Origin of the sequence: Brevibacillus sp. AF8, assembly GCF_021270385.1 — a bacterium.
GTDB lineage: Bacteria > Bacillota > Bacilli > Brevibacillales > Brevibacillaceae > Brevibacillus.
On the sequence record NZ_JAGQDN010000001.1, the window covers coordinates 1 to 19,480 of the forward strand.

Here is a 19,480-nt window from a genome sequence, read left to right on the forward strand (position 1 = left end):
GGATTTTCGAATAGTATAGATAGGCGTCAGTCGTCATATAATTATGACACAGCTGACGCCAAATTGTGGAAAATTATTTAAAATCAGACTCATCACCAGTAAAATAAGTAACTTTTAGTTGGTCCCACGGTTCTTTACCAGTTATTTTTTCACTATTGTTCGATTTTTTTACTAGTCTTTTAAGTTCGCCACTGAAATATACTTCATCAATATAATCATCAACAATGTATACGACATCTGCGGGATCAGTATAACCGCTTAATCCTTCTTTAGTAGCTTTATATCTTCCTTCCCCATTATTATGCAAATCCATTTTTGTATGAGGGTTATTTTTCGAATAATCTGCTGCTCCATATTCATGAGCGTCAGTCCACGCTCTAGTCCACGCATCATCCGTCATGCTAACTAAGAGTAGGCTCCATGCAGCATGTCTAAATGCATCTGATCTATCACCAAGTCCGTTACGACCGAATTTAGCAATAGTATAATCCCAAGCGGTTTTTCCTGCACCCAACGCGTAAATACCGTAAATTGGGTTGGAGTCGTACATCTCTTGTTCTTGATCGTTTAGTGTGGTGCCAGGTACAGGCCAGTCATAATCATCACCAGAAGCCTTAGCGGAGAATTGATTATTGCTATACTGTTCTGTGATTTCAAGAAGCTTATCATTAAGCTCATCTTGGCTAGCATCTGGATTGTTTGTTCTAAAATCAACGATTTCACTAAAAATTTTGTCAAAATCCCCATTTTTCAACTTTTCGTAAGCGCCTTCATACTTTTGTACTTCATTTTTAAGTACACTAGCGCGAAGATCACTATTTTTGGCTGAAATTGGGAGTGAAGTAGAGCAAATTAATAATCCTGTAATTAATGTAGATAACAAAATTTTTTCATTGCATAAAACTCCTTTAAATGTAAATTTTTAACAAATAAAATCATATCAAAAATTTATGTAACTCTCAATGAAAAAGCACAACAAATCGAAATGACTGAAGCACCGCTCATTCCGTTCCGATTCTCCGAGAACCTAGCGGCGATTCAAAAAAATGTACAGGGTGTATGGATTAGCCCTGCAGGCCATATCGAGATTGACGAAGTAACGATTCAATAATACAAGGCGCCGCTGACATGATTGTGTCAGTGGCGTTTTTGGGTTGAAAAGTAGAACGCCATCCCCTAAGATAGATTATATTTTGTTGACCAGCGTGGAGTGGAGGTGGAATGGCGTGAAGCAAGGAAAAACGAATGCAATGCGGATATTGGATAAAGAAAAAATCGCATACACCATGCTGACATATGCAACGGATGATGGGAAAATCGACGGAATCGCTGTCGCCCAAAAGATCGGTCGCGAAGAGAACGTTGTCTATAAAACTTTGATTTCGCAAGGGACGAGCAAATCATATTATGTGTTTGTCATTCCCGTTGAAGCCGAGCTTGACCTCAAAAAAGCGGCGAAAGCAGTCGGCGAGAAGAAGATCGAGATGATTCCCGTGAAGGAGATCACAAAGGTATCCGGCTATATTCGTGGTGGATGTTCGCCAGTCGGGATGAAGAAATTGTTTCCGACGGTGATCGATCAACGAGCACAATCGTTAGAGACGATCATCGTCAGTGGTGGAAACATTGGCGTCCAGATCGAGATGGCAGTAGAGGGCTTGTTACAAGCAACGAAAGGCTCCTTGGCAGATGTATCTGCAATCTAAAGCAAAAAGGCCACGGCATTAGCTGGGGCCTTTTTGCTGTTTATGGAAAAAGTCCCGTCCAAACTTGGATAGGAGTGTCGCATGAGCAGCAGTTCAATTCACCAGCAAGATAAGGAAGGTGGGCAAGCAGCGTTTTATCCTCAATTGCAAGCGCACATTGGTATAATCCCTGAAGTCCGCTGTCGTTTGTCGTGTCCGGTCTTTTGGTGATGATTGAAAGTCGTTTCGCTTTATCATGAAAAACGGGGTCTTCTTCGTAACCATACAAGATTCCCTCTTCCTCATCTGGCCATATATAGATAGACTGATCGCACGTTGGACACACCGTTACATATTCGTCTCCCGCCGAAAAGGTGAGAAGCATGTTGGCAATGTCTTTGTCCCCACGAAACGCAGCGTCCGCAGCTAGTATGTAGCGCTTCTCTGCATCATGCTCTCCCATCCGTGCTAGGTGAAGAATCGATTCTGTCTTCTCTGTCAAAGAGAGAATGGCCTGTCGGTATTCCCGATAGATATCTCGGATGGTCTCTTGATCCAATAATGGTATCTGATCTCGTAAAAACTCCGATGGTACTTCCAGATGAGGCGCATTTTCGCTACTGGCTTCGAACATGCCGCAGGTTATGAAGATGTCCAACAAAATATCGGGGCTCTCTGTTTTTCGTGCGATCTCAACTAAATAGGGGACCGCAGCATATGTACATGGATAAATCGTATTTTGATGATACAGAAGCTCCCAATACAACTCTTCTTTTTCCTCGGAAAAATAGTCGTGCTGAATATGCTGGATGAGCGCAGGGATGCGATCGGAAAGACCATAAGGACCATGTAGCTTCCCCCATAGAGGACTTGCTAAATCTAGCATAAGAACTTCACCTCTCTTGCTGAAATGTGCCACTATTCCCATATCATAGTAGAACTTTCCGCCTTTCGCTATAATTTGAGCATGATTAGCATATGCGTTGTACAAATCTGTCCCTGCATCCAGAGATGGGGGAGGGGTATGTTCGTCGGTTTCTTCCGCGATATAATAGGAAACTTATTGAGCTTTTCCAGATGCTTGGCAAGCCAAAAATAACGCATACGATCACCTTCATGTATACTTAAGCATAAGCGGAACGAATCGGTAAGCAACTAAAGGAGATCCATACGTAATGAAATCAGACCGAATAAAATTCCCGGCGGGATTTTGGGCGGGATTACAACGACTAGGGATTGCCCCCGACGAGCTCGTTCGCAAAGCGCGCCTGCCGCTCACCATTCTTACAGAACCAGCTGTAGTCACCACTGCCCAATATTTCACAATCTGGCAAGCGTACTCTGATCTAGTTGGTGACATTGCTACTGCAATCGTCACACTTTCAACCAACTTTGAAACGGCACAATACCCACCCACTGTTTTAGCGACCTACCATGCTCGTGACTATCGCGACGCGCTTAATCGAATGGTACGGTACAAACAACTGTGCCCTCCGGAAAGGTTGCGTATAACAGAGGAGGGAGAGCACTGTACAATCGAATTGAAGTGGATGCATAGTGAGCAACCCGGACCACCAGTCTTGGTTGGAACCACGCTCGCCTTTCTTTTAGAACTTGGACGACGGGGCACGGGCAAGCGATTAACCGCACAGTCCGTGGAATTTTCTCATTTGATGGGGGATGTCACTGCTCTTGAAGCTTACTTCGGTTGTCCGATACGGATTGGCACCACCGATAACCGATTAACACTCCATCGCCGGGACCTAGACCGCCTCTTTCTTTCGTATAACAAAGAATTGCTGGAGATATTGACACCTGTATTGGACCGATCATTGGATGAACAGTACAGTCATTCCGTTGCTGAGATGGTCAAGTGGATTTTGAAGCGAGGTCTAACCGGAGGTCGCCTTGATATTCGAGCTGTAGCGAGCGAGTTGGGCATGAGTGATCGTACTTTGCAGCGCAGACTTACGGATGAATGCACAACGTTCAAGCAATTATTAACAAAGGCACGGCATGAACAGGCACGAGAATACTTGGTTGACCCCAAGCTCGATATAAAAGAAGTGGCTTTTTTACTTGGATATGAGGATCAGAACTCATTTTACCGGGCCTTTCGCCTTTGGGAAGGCGATACACCTTCAAATTGGCGTTCCAAAACTCTCAGGTCAATCCCGTCGTCATAGAATCCGTGACCTAACCCGTTCCTCCCAGGGCTAGCATTTTTACGGTTTCTCATATTTGGCGGGTTCAGCAAGAAATTTGGCGCAGTACGCTAGTTACCCAACGATCCAGAAAAAGTACGATAATCTCTATCCGGAGCACAAGGATGTTCCAAGATGAACTTCTAGTCAAGCTTGCCGTAGATGACAACAAAGGAGACAAGTGTTATGGATATGGGATTAAGGAACAAAACTGCTTTAGTTACTGGATCGACGAAGGGTATTGGGAAAGCAATTGCCATTGAGCTTGCCAGAGAAGGCGTCAATGTCCTCGTAAATGGACGGAATGATCAAGAGGTAGAACGTATCGTAAATGAATTGAAGTTGGAATTCCCGGATACTTCTCCTCAGAATGCTACGGCCGATCTTGTGGATAGGCAGCAAAGAGAAGCTTTATTTGAGAAATATCCCCATGTAGATATTCTCGTTAACAATATGGGTATTTATGAGATCATGTCCTATGAAGACGTTGACGATGAAGTATGGGAAAAATACTTCCGAACAAATGTCCTTGCCGCGAATGGATTATCTAAATTTTACTTGCCTAACATGTTGAAGAACAATTATGGACGAATCATCTTTATCGCAAGTGAAGAAGCGATCATGCCTTCAGGGCAAATGCCTCAGTATTGCATGACGAAATCGATGCTATTATCACTGTCAAAAAGCCTATCGAAACGAACGGTAGGAACAGAAGTCACCTCCAATACAATCATGCCAGGTCCAACGCTTTCCGAAAATGTCTATCAAATCATTGATCGTTTGTTTTCTGATGATATGGCATTTTCGGAAAAAGAGAAGCAATTTATGGCAGCTAACCTCCCTCAATCCGAGTTACAGCGGTTTATCAAGCCTTTTGAAATAGGCAGGCTGGTAGCATTTGTATCCAGCCCTTATGCAACCGCATTTAAAGGTTCACCAATTCGTATGGACGGGGGCATGGTGCCAACTATTTTTTAAAATACGGAGATCGATACAAAAAGTCCTGATGCATTGTTCATCAGGACTTTTTCTTACTGTGGTTGAAAAGAAGCGAGAATCTCCAGGTAGTGTGCATTGTACATGATGCCGAGGACATTCCCAAATGGATCAAGGACAGAAGCCGTAATGAATCCGTCACCTCGCTGGACCAAAGGTTCGTACTCTCTTGCTCCCATGGATAACAACTTTTCCAGTACGGATTCGATATCGTCGACGTGCCAGTACATCACAGCTCCGCCCGGATCAGGTACCGCTTTAGCAGGTGCGAAACGGCGATCAATGAGGCCTAGCTCGTGCTTGTAGTCGCCAATGCGAAACTCGACATAGGCGAGCTGTCCATCTGGTCCAGAGCGTTCGAAATATGGCGCATAGCCCAGTAGTTCTGTGTACCACTTTTTTGCCGCCTGCACATCATCCGCCCAATAACTGATCGTAGCAAAGCCCCGCAAGGTTTGGGTGTGACTCATCATCATCGAAGTTCCTCCTTAAAATGGATGGTACTTCCGATTATAAGGATCGACTACTGACAACTGTCTGTCAGTAGTTTAACTGTACTTACTCAGCACATCAAAAAACTCTTTCAGAAAATGATAAAAAAGCTTTTCGGAAGGGGGGAGCTCCCGGTTGTTGGGGATGATAATGCCCACTGTTCGCGTCACCAATGGCTCACTTATCGGGATTTTCACTGTCTCACGAGGAACGTTATCCGTTAAGGTAAGCTCTGGCAACAAAGTGACGCCCAAGCCCGCTGCCACCAACCCTTTAATGGCATCGATGTCTTCCCCTTCAAACGCAACTTTAGGAGAAAAGCCCATTTGCGAGCAAGCATTGACTGCGATATTGCGGAGGATGAAACCGGGTGGAAACAACACAAAGGTATCTTCCTGCAATTGACTGAGACGCAAGCTTGGCTGTTTGGACAGCGGGTGCTTCGCGGGCAGGAGTGCCACGATATTTTCAGCGAAAAAGATGTAGCTGCGCACATTTTTTTCCTGAGTGGGAACAGGTCCAAGAAAAGCCAGGTCAATTTCTCCGTTGATGACCGAGCTGATCAATCCCTGATAAGAACCTTGCTTCAATTGAAAGCCGATGTCCGGATACCGAGCCCGAAAACCTGAGATGACCGTCGGAAGGGGATTGGCTGCAAGGCTGCTCGTAAAACCAACACGAATCGTGCCCCTTGACGGGTCAAGGAACTCCTCGATCTTTTCTTTCGCTTTCTCGATTTCGTTCATGGCCATTTCGACGTGCTGCAAAAAGATTTTTCCAACTGCTGTCAGCTTGATATTGCGACCTTCGCGGAGGAACAAGGAAACACCAAGCTCCTCCTCCAAATTGGCGATTTGCCGACTAAGGGCAGATTGGGCGACGTGCAAATGATGTGAGGCTTCGGTGAAATGCTCTCGTTTGGCAACCTCGATGAAGTATTGAATCTGTCGTAGCTCCATGAATACTCCCACCTTACCCATTTATCTCGATTTGAGATAGGTTTTGTATAAATTATATATTGTTTGTATCGTTTCACTCAATCTAAAATGTACATACCAGAGAGAGCAAGGAGAGTGGAGATACATGACGACACAAGGAATGCCTGCTAAGCAAGGTCTGTACGATCCGATTTTTGAACATGACGCTTGCGGAATTGGTTTTATTGCAAATTTGAAATCGAAATCGACGCATGATATGGTCCGGAAAGGTCTGAAAATTCTGTGCCAACTGGAACACCGCGGCGGTCAAGGCAGTGATCCGGAAACGGGAGACGGTGCAGGGATTTTAACGCAAATACCACACGCCTTTTTCAAAAAGACCTGTAAAGAGCTGAATATCACGCTACCGGCGCCAGGCAAATACGGTGTAGGTATGCTGTTTCTTCCGATGAATGAAGCGAAACGCCAAATGTATGAAGATCAGCTGGAGGCGATTGTTGCGGCAGAGGGACAAAAGCTGCTTGGCTGGAGAACCGTTCCTGTCGATTCTACGAAAATTGGCAAGACGGCTGTAGCGAGTCAGCCTTATGTCCGCCAAGTATTTATCGGAGCCAGCTCGAATATACAGGACCAAATGGCATTTGAACGGAAGCTGTACGTCATTCGCAAGCAGGTGGAACAGGCAACAGGTGCTGATTTTTACGCCGCTTCCATGTCATCGCGCACGATTGTCTATAAAGGATTGCTCACACCAGGACAACTGGATGCTTTTTATCTCGATTTGAAAGATAATTCATACACTTCTGCCTTTTCCGTCGTTCACTCGCGTTTCAGCACGAACACATTCCCAACATGGGAGAGGGCGCACCCGAATCGTTATTTGATTCACAACGGGGAGATCAACACCTTGCAAGGAAACATGAACTGGATGATGGCTCGTGAAAAAATGTTCCAGTCCGAGGCGTTTGGTGCTGATTTGGCAAAAGTGGTGCCAGTCATTGATATGGCGGGCAGTGATTCGGCGATTTTGGATAACTGCGTGGAGTTTTTCTCGTTGGCAGGCCGTTCCTTGCCGCATGTCGCGATGATGATGATTCCTGAACCGTGGGATCAGGATGAGCGGATCGACGAAAATAAGAAAGCTTTTTACGAGTACCATAGCTGCCTCATGGAGCCGTGGGATGGTCCAACAGCTATTTCATTTACCGATGGCAGACACATCGGCGCGATTCTCGACCGAAATGGCTTGCGACCAGCGAGATACTATGTGACGTCCGATGATACCATCATTTTCTCATCGGAGGTTGGAGTTCTCGAAGTACCAGATGAAACAATTGTTCAGAAAGGACGGCTGAGTCCTGGACGGATGCTGCTCGTCGACCTCGAAGAAGGCAGAATCGTAGCTGACGAGGAAATCAAGCAAAAAATCGCAAGCGAACAGCCATATCGGGAGTGGGTGAAAAACAACCTGTATGCGATCGAGGATTTGCCGGCAGCAGGTCGCATGGAGGAGCTGCAAGGAGATAGCTTGCTTGCGTATCAAAAAGCATTTGGCTATACACAGGAGGAAGTCGACAAGGTACTTGTCCCGATGGTGGCAGAACAAAAAGATCCCATTGGTTCGATGGGAGTAGACACACCACTTGCGGTACTGTCTGATCGCCCACAGCTTTTGTACCACTATTTCAAACAATCATTCGCCCAAGTCACGAATCCGCCGATCGATGCACTACGAGAGGCTTGCGTAACATCGACCCATACTGTGCTTGGCGCGGAAGGAAATCTGCTTGCACCGGATGCGAGGAATTGCCGCAGAATTCGTTTGTCCAATCCGTTGATCTCCAATCAAGAGCTGGCGAAGCTTCGTGCGAATCCACACCAAGAGTTCAAGGCAAAAACATTGTCGACACTCTTCCCGGCGCAAGGGGGCGAACAGGAGCTAGAGCAGGCACTTGATCAATTGTTCGCTGCGGCAGATGAAGCGATTGCTGCCGGTTACACCTTGCTGATTTTATCTGATCGCGGAATGAATCAAGATTTGGCTGCGATCCCTGCCTTGCTGGCTGGAAGTGGACTTCACCATCATCTCGTCCGCACAGGGACACGTACCAAAGCGAGCATCATCATAGAATCCGGTGAACCGCGTGATGTACACCAGTTTGCCATGCTGATTGGTTACGGTGTCGATGCGATCAATCCGTACGTCGCTATCTCAACGGTAAACCATCTGGCTGTATCGGCTAAGCTGAAGGATATCACAAGCGACGAAGCAGTCGAAGTGTACCTGCAAACAGCCGTAGAAGGTGTCGTAAAAGTCATGTCCAAGATGGGCATTTCGACCATTCAGAGCTACCGTGGCGCACAAATTTTTGAAGCGGTGGGCATTCATTCTGCCGTCATCGATCGCTATTTTAGCCGTACCCCTTCTCAGATTTCAGGGATTGGACTGGATGTGATTGCGCAAGAGACATTGATACGTCATGCGAAAGCATTTTTGCCAGAGCATTCCGAGGAAGCATTGGAGGCAGGCAGCGATTTTCAGTTCCGCCGTGATGGTGAGTTCCACCTGTTCAACCCGAAGACAGTTCATGCCTTGCAAAAAGCTTGTCGGGAAGGCAGCTATGAGCAGTACAAAATTTATGCGGAGCAAGCCACAGCCCAGCAATTCGTAGCCCTACGCCATTTGCTCGATTTCAAGTCCAACCGACAACCGATCCCGCTGAGCGAGGTAGAATCTGTTGACTCCATTGTTCATCGTTTTAAAACGGGGGCGATGTCATACGGTTCTCTCAGCAAGGAAGCGCATGAGACCTTAGCAATCGCCATGAACCGCTTGGGTGCGAAAAGCAACAGCGGGGAAGGCGGCGAGGATTCGGCACGCTACATCATGGATGAAAACGGAGATTTGCGTCGCAGTGCCATCAAGCAGGTCGCATCCGGACGCTTTGGCGTATCCAGTCATTACTTGGTCAATGCCTCTGAGATCCAGATCAAGATGGCACAAGGAGCAAAGCCGGGCGAGGGCGGTCAATTGCCAGGAAGCAAGGTCTACCCGTGGATTGCCGAAGTACGCGGATCGACGCCAGGAGTTGGGCTCATTTCACCGCCGCCTCATCATGATATTTACTCGATTGAGGATTTGGCACAGCTGATTTTTGACTTGAAAAATGCGAATCCACGAGCACGAATCAGCGTGAAGCTCGTATCCAAGGCGGGAGTCGGAACGATTGCGGCTGGTGTGGCGAAAGGTCTTGCAGATGTCATTGTGGTCAGTGGACACGATGGCGGCACAGGCGCTTCCCCAAAATCAAGTATCAAGCACGCAGGACTGCCATGGGAACTCGGTCTTGCTGAGACACATCAGACGCTGTTGTTGAACCAGTTGCGCGACCGTGTTGTTCTGGAAACAGACGGCAAACTGATGACAGGACGAGATGTCGTCATTGCAGCTTTACTCGGTGCGGAGGAATTCGGCTTCGCTACGGCACCACTTGTTTCGATAGGGTGTGTCATGGCTCGCGTATGCCACCTCGATACATGCCCAGTGGGTGTGGCGACACAAAATCCCGAGCTGAGAAAACGGTTTAAAGGCGACCCGCAGCACGCCGTGAATTTCATGCGTCACGTTGCCCGTGAAGTTCGAGAGATCATGGCGGAGCTGGGCTACCACTCTATCGAGTCGATGGTCGGTCAGAGCCATGTCCTGAAGATGAGTGATTCGGCAAAAGAACATTGGAAAGCCAAGCACATTGATTTGTCTGCGCTCTTGTTCCAACCGGATGTCTCCGAGGATGTGGGCCGCTATCATCAGCGCAACCAAGATCACAAGCTCGAAGAAACGCTGGATCGTCAAAAGCTGCTCAAGCTGTGCAAGCCAGCATTGAATAAACAGCAGCAGGTAGAGGCAAAGCTCGCCATCACCAATACGAATCGTGTGGTTGGTACGATCTTGGGCAGCGAGGTAACCAAACGTTTTGGCGAGCATGGTCTGCCGGAGGATACCATCCGCCTGCATTTTACTGGGTCGGCAGGTCAAAGCTTCGGGGCGTTTGTTCCACGTGGGATTACGCTGCATCTTGAGGGAGATGCAAACGACTACGTAGGAAAAGGGTTGTCGGGCGGCAAAATAACGGTCGCACCATCGAAAAACAGCAAATTCGCTCCCGAGCACAACATGATTATCGGAAACGTTGCGTTCTACGGAGCGACCTCTGGAGAGGCGTATATCAACGGGATGGCTGGTGAGCGATTCTGCGTTCGCAACAGCGGCGTGACTGCAGTGGTTGAAGGAGTAGGTGACCATGGTTGCGAGTATATGACTGGAGGACGTGTCGTTGTTCTCGGCCCCGTTGGCAAAAACTTTGCAGCAGGCATGTCAGGTGGTACTGCCTACGTACTGGCCGAGGATAAAGAGAAGTTTGCTGCGATGTGCAATCAGGAAATGGTACTCCTGGAGACACTGGAAGATCAGCGGGAAATCGCTCGAGTCAAACGCTTGCTGGAAAACCACGTCAGCCACACAGGCAGCCGTCATGCACAAGCTTTGCTCAATGAGTGGGAACGTACCGTCCAACAGTTTGTCAAAGTCATTCCAAAAGATTACAAGCAAATTGTTACCACAATGGAGGAGTTAGAGAAATCCGGCATGAAGCGTCAAGAGGCAATATTGGCAGCTTTTGAAATGAGCCAGAAGAAAGGCGATGCCAAAGCATCGAAAAAGAAAGCCCGCGAGCAATCCTTTGTTTCAGTGGGGAAATAAGGAGTTGGCCGATGACTTATTATGTGAGTCGTCGGCTTTTTCTTTTGGTAACCAATGCGACGTGGTAGGGGATTGGGAAGTTTGCTATGATGATGAGTAAAAAGGTAGAGGAGGGATCGCAATGGGCATGTGTGGCAATTACATGATAGCAAATGACGAGATGATCGATTCATGGATTGCAGGAGCGATCGATTTATATGACGTAGAGCTGATAGAAGAGGATATGCTGGATATAGATAAAACCTGGCAAGCCATTCCCTATACTTTGTGCGGAGAATTAATGGATGGAGAGCCTCCCTTTTGCTATGTGGTACCTCTATTAACGGACCAAACAGGTGAATTCGGGGAGTTTGGCGCATTCTATTTACATAGTGAACAGGTAAAAGCAGCGTATGAGGCCATTGCCAATATGTCCGAGTCAGCTCTAAAAGAGAAGTACCATTTTCCTACCTTGGTGGAAAACGATGTGTACCCACTTCACGAGGGAGATGAAGCAGAAGGATTTTTTGCGTACATGTATCATCATTTTCAATCCATTCAAGCATTTTTCAAGCGAGCAGTAGAGCAAGAAAAAGGCCTTATTTTCTACATCAGCTAGTGGAACGAGGTGCAGGTTTGCCCCTGCACCCCATCTTGTCAGACATAGAAGAAGCTTGTTTTATTCGGTTCGGTCTCTATTGGCATCATTATTTGTAGCACCAAACGCGTCATTGGCGTCAGCCGACACATTTTCCCCCATTTTGTTGCCAAGTGCACCCCCGGCAACGGCACCTGCAATGGTACCAAGAGGACCTAAAATAGAGCCTACAGCCGCACCTACAGCCGCACCGCCAACTGTTCCTACAGCTTCACCAGCTCCATTGCCTGTCATGTTCGCTCCGTCGTTGCCAACAGCATCGTTGTGATTGCGTTCGTTGTTCGTAGCCAAGATTGTCACTCCCTCGATTAGTGTTGGGAAGCTCTGCTATATCAAACGTGCAGCCCCAAGGCATAGTGTGTCCCAAACTTATCATTTCATTCCAAAAAAAACCTTCAAGGGTGGTACCCAGATCATGATTCAGTCCATCGTCCATATCGCGCTCGTGGTCAAAGATTATGATGAAGCCATTGAGTTTTATACCAAGAAGCTCCATTTTACCTTAGTGGAAGATACGTATCAGCCAGAACAGGATAAGCGGTGGGTTGTCGTATCTCCGCCTGGTTCTGTTGGAACTACAATCTTGCTTGCAAAAGCATCAAAACCTGAGCAAGAGCCATTTATCGGGAATCAGGCTGGCGGGAGAGTTTTTCTCTTTTTAAACACAGACGATTTTTGGAGAGATTATCATGAGATGGTCGGAAGAGGAATCCAATTTGTGAGAGAGCCAAAAGAACAGCCGTATGGAATGGTGGCAGTCTTTCAGGATTTATACGGCAACCTGTGGGATTTACTGGAGCTGAATGAGGATCATCCGATTGCCAAACGAATGAAGTAGCAAGTTACCCAGCCAGACCAAAAACAGGTCTTACCTCCAACGATATGGATGGAAAGACCTGTTTTTCATTTTGTGCTACACGATATAGGACAGTCCCATGATCAAAATGATTGCCACAACAGAAAGAATGGTCTCCATCACTGTCCATGTTTTAAGCGTGTCTTGCACAGACATATTGAAGTATTCTTTGATCAGCCAGAACCCGGAATCGTTTACGTGGGACAGAATCAGGGAGCCAGAACCAGTCGCCAGTACCAAAAGCTCTGGGCTGGTTCCAGGGATTTGCAACGCGATCGGACCTACGATACCGGCTGCTGTCATCATGGAGACGGTCGCAGAGCCTGTTGCCACACGGATCAGGGCCGCGATCAACCAGCCCAGGAAAATAGGGGAGATCGCAGATGCCGTAGCGAGCTCGGCAATATAGTCACCAACACCGCTGTTCAGCAGTACTTTGTTGAATGCGCCACCTGCACCGATGACGAGCAAGATTGTCGCGGTTGGGGCCAAGCAATCATTTGTGAATTTCAGAATATCGTCTTTCGTAAATCCACGGTTGAACCCGAGCGTCCAGAAGGAAACAATCACGGCAATCAATAGAGACGTAATCGGGCTTCCAATAAAATCAGCCCATTGGCGAATCGTATGTTCTTTTGGCAGAGTTACATCCGCAACGGTTGCAGACAACATCAACAGCACAGGGAGCAAGACGGTGAAAACGGTAATCCCAAAGCCAGGTAAGTCACGCTCTGATTTTGGTTCTGCCAACTGGGAAGCGAGCTCTGGAGAGATGCTGGCCTTGACTCGTTTGCTAATCCAGCTGCCGTAGATCGGTCCTGCAATGATCGCGGAAGGCAGGGCGACAATGATCGAGAGCAGAATCGTTTTACCGACATCCGCCTGGAACAGATCGACAGCGGCCATAGCAGCAGGGTGAGGCGGGACGATCCCGTGAACGATGGAAAGGCCGGCTACGAGCGGAATTCCGATTTTGACAAGGGAGACCCCTGTTTGTCTGGCAATCGTAAACACGAGAGGAATCAAGAGCACAAAACCAACCTGGAAAAATACCGGAATCCCTACAATAAATGCCACGAACATCATGGCCCAGTGCACGTTTTTCTCACCGAAGAGGTTGATGAGCGTACGGGCAATGCGTTCGGCACCGCCAGATTCAGCCATCATTTTGCCAAGCATGGTTCCCAAGGCCAGCACAATCGCGATAAAACCGAGAGTGCCACCCATCCCATCCTTGATTGAATCTACAACTTTTACAAGCGGCATGCCGGATGCGATTCCCACAAATCCAGCGGCCAATAACAGTGCGATAAATGGGTTCAGTTTGAAACGAGTAATGAGAACGAGCAGGAAGACAATGGACAGCAGTGTAATGACGAGTGGCATGATGAACCCTCCCTAGTTGTTGTCTCTAGTTGTTTAACCGCTTTTGGAATTCGGCTATCAGCTTGTACTCTTCCAGCAGGTTGTAGTAAACACGCTCGTATATATAGAAAAGCTCCAAATAAGCACTGGATCGTTCCAAATCAGGCTCGTGGCGATGCGAAATATGAATCATCTTTTTCACATCTTGTAATTGATCCATCGCTCCCAATGCATGCATCGCCAGAAGAGCGGCACCAAAGCTCGAGCTTTCATGACTCTCCGGGATCAGCACTTCATATCCGAACATGTCGGACATAATCTGCCGCCATTCTCGCGAGCGGGCGAATCCACCCGATGCCCGGATTTCCTTGGCTCCACCTGCCAGATCGCGCAGGGCGATACCGATGCTGTAGACGCTAAACAAGATTCCTTCGAGAACAGCTCGGATAAAATGCTCGCGCTTATGATGCAGGCCGATACCGAAAAAGGAGCCTCTTGCTTGTGCGTTCCAGTACGGAGCCCGTTCGCCCGACAAGAAGGGGAGAAAGAGCAACCCGTCTGCACCAGCTCGAACATGCTCAGCAGCTTGAATCATGACATCATAGGGATCAACGCCGAGCTGTTTGGCTTTTTCCACTTCGGGCCAACTGAATTCGTCACGGAACCAGCGAAGCATGATCCCGCCGTTGTTTGAGGGTCCGCCAATCACCCAGTGGTTTTCCGTCAGCACGTAGCAGAAAGTCCGTCCTTTTGGGTCCGTGATCGGCTCTGGAACAACAGTTCTTACTGCGCCACTCGTGCCAATCGTGATGGCTACTTGTCCGGGGTCAATGGCTCCGATGCCGAGGTTTGCCAAAACTCCATCGCTCGCACCGACAACGAAAGGCGTATCTGGATCGATCCCAATCTCTTCCGCATAACGAATCTTCATTCCTCGCAGGATATGAGTAGTCGGTACAGGCTCACTGAGATGTTGCTTGGAAATGCCTGCGACTCGCAGCGCCTCCTCATCCCAGTCGAGCTTTCTCAGATTAAATAGCCCCATAGCAGAAGCAATGGAGTAATCGACGATATACTCACCAAAAAGCCGATAAATGACATACTCCTTGATCGAAATAAACTTGGCAGCCCGCCGAAACGTATCTGGCAAGTTCTCCCGTAGCCACATGATTTTGGGCAGTGGAGACATGGGATGGATGGGCGTGCCCGTCGCTAAGTAAATCTGATGACCGACACCGTCGGCTTTTAATCGATCTGCCTGTGCCACGCTCCGATTATCAGCCCAGATAATGCTATTCGTCAGGGGATTGCCACTCGGATCGACAGCGATCAAACTGTGCATGGCAGTAGAGAAGCCAATACCACCGATCTCGCTTTTGGCGATGCCTGCATGTTCCAGTGCTTGCTTCAATGCTTGAATGACAGCAGCAAAAATCGTCTCCGGCTCTTGCTCAGCCCAAGACGGCTGGGGAACGAGTAGCTGATAATCGAGATTACCCGTACCGCGGATGGCGCCGGAAGGAGTGAAAACAATTGCTTTGGTACTGGTTGTCCCGATATCAAGCCCGATAAAGTAGGTTTGCGTCATAGAAGTCACCCCTAATTGAATACGCTTTCAACGTGTTGTCATGGAGATAACGCGATTATATCGAAATTTTTTTCATTTGTTAAGCATAAAGAAAAAAATTATTTCATAATTGAACACTTTACACGTTGCTTGTATGATTTGCATTTTTCTCCTGTAAGTTGCAAGAGTAGGCAAGCAAAAGAAAAAACGCCTGATTTACAGGCGTTTGAGTGAAATAGCTTCGCGAATGTGCTGGATATTGGCGATCGTATCATCCTGGCGCCGTAAGGATACAGCTACATAAAGCAGATCAATTAAACTGAGCTGAGCAAGCCTGGACGACAGGGCTTCTGTACGAAATACCGTTTCGCGTGAAGTCGTGTACAAGCACATGTCTGCCAGACGCACAAGAGGGGATTTCCCATAGCTTGTGATGCCGATTGTTTTTGCTCCGGCTTCCTTGGCAACCTGCAGGGCTGCCAAGATATCTTTGTTGGACCCAGAGTGGGAGATGCCTACGACGACAGCACCCTCGGTAAGCAGAGAGGCGGACATCACTTGATAGTGGGCATCAGAATGATAGAGACAAGGGATGCCTGTCCGCATAAATTTGTGGTATGCGTCCTGTGCGATGACAGCTGAGCCTCCCGAGCCATAAAACTCGATCCGGCTAGCGTTTTCCAAACAGGAGACGATTTTCATTAACTCATCTTTATTGATAATCTGCTGCGTATCACGAATCGTCTCGATATTCGCTGTGAAAATTTTTTCAGCGATTGCACTGACGTCATCGTCGTCGAGATTGATTTCTTGGTGAATCGTTTGCTTCGGATTTGTGACTTCACTCGCCAAGGCGATCTTGAATGCTTGGTAACCGCGAAATCCAAGCCTGCGACACAGACGAAATACAGTAGCATCTGCACACTGGCATTGATCGGCTAGCTCCGTGATCGAGAAATGAATAATTTCACTGGCATGCTCCAAAATATAGTCGGCGATCTGTTGTTCTTTCCCGCTTAATTGTGTATAGATGGCGCGTAATTGCGTGAGAACACGCGGAGCATGCGGGGTGGAAGCGTTCATCAATAGGTACCTCCTAACGTTCCATTGTGAATCTGTACTGATAGTATAAGGAAAATCAGACTCCTTTTCATAGGTTCGAAAAAATTTTCTTCATTTTTGATGAAAGATGAAAATTTTTGTCTTATAATACGTGGTAACGGATATGATCCAAAAAAGGAGTGACGTACACGATATGAAACTAGCGATCCTCGGATTAGGAAAAATGGGGTACAATCTCACGCTGAATTTGCTTTCGCATCAGCATGAGGTTGTAGCGTATGATGTAGATTCTGCGCGTGCAGAAGAGTTGAGTCATGAAGGCGCGATTCCGGCATTTTCGGTGGAGGACGCTGTAGCGAAACTGCCGACACCTCGCGTAGTATGGATGATGGTACCAGCAGGAGAGATTGTGGATCAACTGGTTGATCAACTCTCCACCTTGCTTGCCGCAGGAGATATCGTCATTGACGGTGGCAACTCTCATTACAAGCAATCGCTAGATCGCTATGCACGCTTGAAAGAGAAAGCTATTCACTTCATGGATGCAGGAACGAGCGGAGGCATGGAGGGAGCGCGCCACGGAGCATGCATGATGATTGGCGGAGATCGGGAAGCATTCACGCATATCGAGCCGATGGTTCGCGACATTAACGTTGAAAACGGATATTTGTATGCTGGGGAAGCGGGCAGCGGCCACTTCTTGAAAATGATTCATAATGGAATCGAATACGGCATGATGCAGGCGATTGGAGAAGGTTTTGAGGTACTTGCGAAAAGCCAATATAACTATGATTTTGCAGAGGTCGCACGCGTGTGGGCAAATGGTTCCGTCATTCGAGGCTGGCTGATGGACTTGACAGAGCGAGCTTTTCGAAAAGACGCCAAGCTTGATGAAATCCGTGGGGTCATGCACTCTTCCGGGGAAGGAAAATGGACACTGGAAACCGCGCTGGATCTACAGGCAGCCACACCCGTGATTGCGATGTCCTTGCTGATGCGGTACCGTTCGTTGGATGAGGATACGTTCCACGGAAAAGTGGTCGCAGCCTTGCGTAATGAATTTGGCGGGCATGCCGTAGAAAAGAAATAAGATAGGGGATGACCAAAGGTGCTTCGGTGGATGAAGCTCCGGGGTCATCCTTTTTTTGTTTATGGAAAAAGAAGGAATTTTTGATTCAGAAAGCAAAGTGTGCAGGTATCACCCAGAAGTTTGCCTGGTCGAAAAGTGCTTTTATTCAGTAGCTTCTAAAACGATGGGAGGATGGAAAGATGAGCGTTGAAGAGGTTGTTTTGTACAAAAATGAGAAAGGAATTGTGACCCTTACGCTAAACAGACCAGAGGCATTGAATGCTTTGAACCGAGATGTCCTTAATCAGCTTTCGACCATCTTGGACAGGATCAAGACCGATACCAGTGTGAGAGCGGTCATCCTTACAGGGGCGGGAGAAAAAGCATTTTCGGCCGGCGCTGACATTTCGTATCTGCATCAGGCGACACCGTTGGAAGTTAGGAATTTTGCTCAGTTGGCCGTGTCGGTGACCAGTAAAATCGAATCGTTGGGAAAAGTAGTCGTTGCTGCAATGAACGGCTATGCGTTAGGTGGGGGGCTTGAGATCGCCGAATCGTGCACGCTGCGTATTGCGGTTCACCATGCCAAAATGGGACATCCAGAGGTACGAATTGGAGCAGTGGCGGGCTTTGGTGGGACAACCAGACTTCCTAGGCTAATAGGAAAAGGCCGAGCTGCGGAATTGCTTCTTACAGGGTCAGCGATAGATGCGGATGAAGCATATCGAATGGGTCTGGTAAATCGGGTCGTTTCGCGTGAGCGGCTACTGGCGGAAACAGAGGAGCTTCTCCAGGAAATTTTGTCTCAGTCTCCGCTAGCAGTGAAACTGACGTGGGACGCGATTCACCGCGGAAGCAACCTGACAGTAGAGGAGTCCGCACTTCTAGGCGCAGACTATTTCGGACTCGTGGCATCCACCGAAGACTTTCGGGAAGGAACCAAAGCTTTCTTAGACAAAACTCCACCGCGTTTTACAGGGAGATAATCACACGAGCTTCAGTACCTCACACAATTCAACCAACCGCCTAACTCCGTACATCTGATGGCGATTGCGATCGTGAATGCTTCTAATCGCATCCGTCGTCACTTTTTTGGCCTGCTCAATACTTTGATTTTCTACTGCTTGTACAATTTCTTTCATGTTTGTTAAAAAATACACCGTATTGCGCAATGTCCGGATAAGCAAAATCTTCCGAATATCCATGGGAGTGAATTGGCGGTAGCCATTCGCAGGATCTCGTGGCAGTACGAGCAAGCCTTCTTTTTCCCAATGGCGAATCGCAGACGTGGTGACTCCTGTGTAAGCAGCGACTTCACCAATCGTCATGCGATCTCGCCACTTTTTGTTAGAAGGCAAGGAGACATCGAGATTTTCCAAAAGTCCGAGTGTTTGGTCTGCTGCGACCTTCTCTTGTTGGAGGGTGGCCTGTTCTTTATTCACAAGCCAAAAGGCAGCATCCATATCTGCTTTTTGAATCAATCGAAGGACTTCACAGGTGATGGCGACACCGAAGCCGGGGAACATAGCGCGAAGGCAACGAAAATAGGCAAGATGGCTCTCTGTATAAAGTCGATAGCCATTGTCTGCACGTTCGGGAGCAGGAACGACTCCCCAAGATTCATAATGGCGTAAAGCACTCGTGCTAATATGTAGCTCGCGAGCGATCTCAATCGGCTTGAAATAAGGCATCTGACGCACCTCCCGCTGGTTTGTTATCGCGGATTTCACTATACCAAGAACAGCAATTCGAAGCAAATAATCCTGTCATTTTTGGGAAGTCGCCATACTTTTACCCTGTTCAGCATGGGATGGAAAGGCGAATATTGTCAGTAGATATTCATACTTCTT

General features: G+C 47.7%; 17 protein-coding genes. 8 read left to right on the plus strand and 9 right to left on the minus strand.

Translation table 11 applies throughout. The features are described from left to right. Positions 1-73 precede the first annotated feature (73 nt). Positions 74-883 carry a DUF6973 domain-containing protein gene (locus KB186_RS00005; protein ID WP_232772815.1) on the minus strand — a complete coding sequence of 270 codons (810 nt, stop codon included), beginning with the start codon at positions 881-883 and terminating at the stop codon, positions 74-76. Positions 884-1,226: 343 nt separating this feature from the next. Here KB186_RS00005 and ybaK point away from each other — a divergent pair, with 343 nt between their 5' ends. Then, positions 1,227-1,706, plus strand: coding sequence for a Cys-tRNA(Pro) deacylase (ybaK, locus tag KB186_RS00010; protein WP_232772816.1), 480 nt, complete (start codon positions 1,227-1,229; stop codon positions 1,704-1,706). A 40-nt stretch (positions 1,707-1,746) separates the two neighbouring features. On the opposite strand, the gene KB186_RS00015 is transcribed toward ybaK, so the two are convergent. Then, positions 1,747-2,571 (minus strand): hypothetical protein, encoded by an 825-nt coding sequence (locus tag KB186_RS00015; RefSeq protein WP_232772817.1) that lies wholly within the window; start codon positions 2,569-2,571, stop codon positions 1,747-1,749. A 289-nt stretch (positions 2,572-2,860) separates the two neighbouring features. On the opposite strand from KB186_RS00015, the gene KB186_RS00020 reads away from it, so the two are divergent. Both KB186_RS00020 and KB186_RS00025 read left to right on the plus strand, forming a co-directional pair. Beyond that, complete coding sequence (locus tag KB186_RS00020) at positions 2,861-3,871, plus strand: helix-turn-helix transcriptional regulator (protein WP_232772818.1); 1,011 nt, start codon at positions 2,861-2,863, stop codon at positions 3,869-3,871. 204 nt (positions 3,872-4,075) lie between these two features. Then, positions 4,076-4,867, plus strand: a complete 792-nt coding sequence (locus tag KB186_RS00025; RefSeq protein WP_232772819.1) for an SDR family NAD(P)-dependent oxidoreductase — start codon at positions 4,076-4,078, stop codon at positions 4,865-4,867. A 53-nt stretch (positions 4,868-4,920) separates the two neighbouring features. On the opposite strand, the gene KB186_RS00030 is transcribed toward KB186_RS00025, so the two are convergent. Together KB186_RS00030 and gltC are read right to left on the minus strand one after the other, a co-directional pair. Beyond that, positions 4,921-5,355 carry a VOC family protein gene (locus tag KB186_RS00030; RefSeq protein ID WP_232773067.1) on the minus strand — a complete coding sequence of 145 codons (435 nt, stop codon included), beginning with the start codon at positions 5,353-5,355 and terminating at the stop codon, positions 4,921-4,923. Positions 5,356-5,433: 78 nt separating this feature from the next. Next, positions 5,434-6,336: a glutamate biosynthesis transcriptional regulator GltC gene (gene gltC / locus KB186_RS00035; protein ID WP_173609300.1), complete on the minus strand. Its 903-nt coding sequence runs from the start codon at positions 6,334-6,336 to the stop codon at positions 5,434-5,436. A 124-nt stretch (positions 6,337-6,460) separates the two neighbouring features. Here gltC and gltB point away from each other — a divergent pair, with 124 nt between their 5' ends. Further along, a complete protein-coding gene (gene gltB, locus KB186_RS00040; RefSeq protein WP_173609299.1) occupies positions 6,461-11,074 on the plus strand; it encodes a glutamate synthase large subunit in 4,614 nt (1,537 codons plus the stop codon). Positions 11,075-11,195: 121 nt separating this feature from the next. Further along, complete coding sequence (locus tag KB186_RS00045; protein WP_173609298.1) at positions 11,196-11,672, plus strand: YfbM family protein; 477 nt, start codon at positions 11,196-11,198, stop codon at positions 11,670-11,672. A gap of 60 nt (positions 11,673-11,732) precedes the next feature. On the opposite strand, the gene KB186_RS00050 is transcribed toward KB186_RS00045, so the two are convergent. After that, on the minus strand, positions 11,733-12,011 hold the full coding sequence (locus KB186_RS00050) for a glycine zipper domain-containing protein (RefSeq protein WP_370646631.1): 279 nt from the start codon (positions 12,009-12,011) through the stop codon (positions 11,733-11,735). A 115-nt stretch (positions 12,012-12,126) separates the two neighbouring features. On the opposite strand from KB186_RS00050, the gene KB186_RS00055 reads away from it, so the two are divergent. Further along, positions 12,127-12,549 carry a VOC family protein gene (locus KB186_RS00055; RefSeq protein WP_173609296.1) on the plus strand — a complete coding sequence of 141 codons (423 nt, stop codon included), beginning with the start codon at positions 12,127-12,129 and terminating at the stop codon, positions 12,547-12,549. Between the two features lie 75 nt (positions 12,550-12,624). Here the strand turns inward: KB186_RS00055 and KB186_RS00060 are convergent, their stop codons facing one another. From KB186_RS00060 to KB186_RS00070, 3 genes are all read right to left on the minus strand, one after another. After that, positions 12,625-13,953, minus strand: a complete 1,329-nt coding sequence (locus KB186_RS00060; protein ID WP_173609295.1) for a GntP family permease — start codon at positions 13,951-13,953, stop codon at positions 12,625-12,627. A 25-nt stretch (positions 13,954-13,978) separates the two neighbouring features. Further along, entirely contained in the window at positions 13,979-15,520 is a 1,542-nt protein-coding gene (gene gntK / locus KB186_RS00065; RefSeq protein ID WP_232772820.1) for a gluconokinase, read from the minus strand. Positions 15,521-15,715: 195 nt separating this feature from the next. Then, positions 15,716-16,582 (minus strand): MurR/RpiR family transcriptional regulator, encoded by an 867-nt coding sequence (locus tag KB186_RS00070; protein WP_088907452.1) that lies wholly within the window; start codon positions 16,580-16,582, stop codon positions 15,716-15,718. A 172-nt stretch (positions 16,583-16,754) separates the two neighbouring features. On the opposite strand from KB186_RS00070, the gene gnd reads away from it, so the two are divergent. Then, complete coding sequence (gene gnd, locus KB186_RS00075) at positions 16,755-17,651, plus strand: phosphogluconate dehydrogenase (NAD(+)-dependent, decarboxylating) (RefSeq protein WP_173609293.1); 897 nt, start codon at positions 16,755-16,757, stop codon at positions 17,649-17,651. A gap of 179 nt (positions 17,652-17,830) precedes the next feature. Next, on the plus strand, positions 17,831-18,616 hold the full coding sequence (locus KB186_RS00080; protein ID WP_232772821.1) for an enoyl-CoA hydratase/isomerase family protein: 786 nt from the start codon (positions 17,831-17,833) through the stop codon (positions 18,614-18,616). Here KB186_RS00080 and KB186_RS00085 read toward each other — a convergent pair whose 3' ends face one another. Beyond that, positions 18,617-19,321 (minus strand): MerR family transcriptional regulator, encoded by a 705-nt coding sequence (locus tag KB186_RS00085; protein ID WP_232772822.1) that lies wholly within the window; start codon positions 19,319-19,321, stop codon positions 18,617-18,619. It abuts the gene before it with no gap. Between the last annotated feature and the right edge of the window lie 159 nt (positions 19,322-19,480).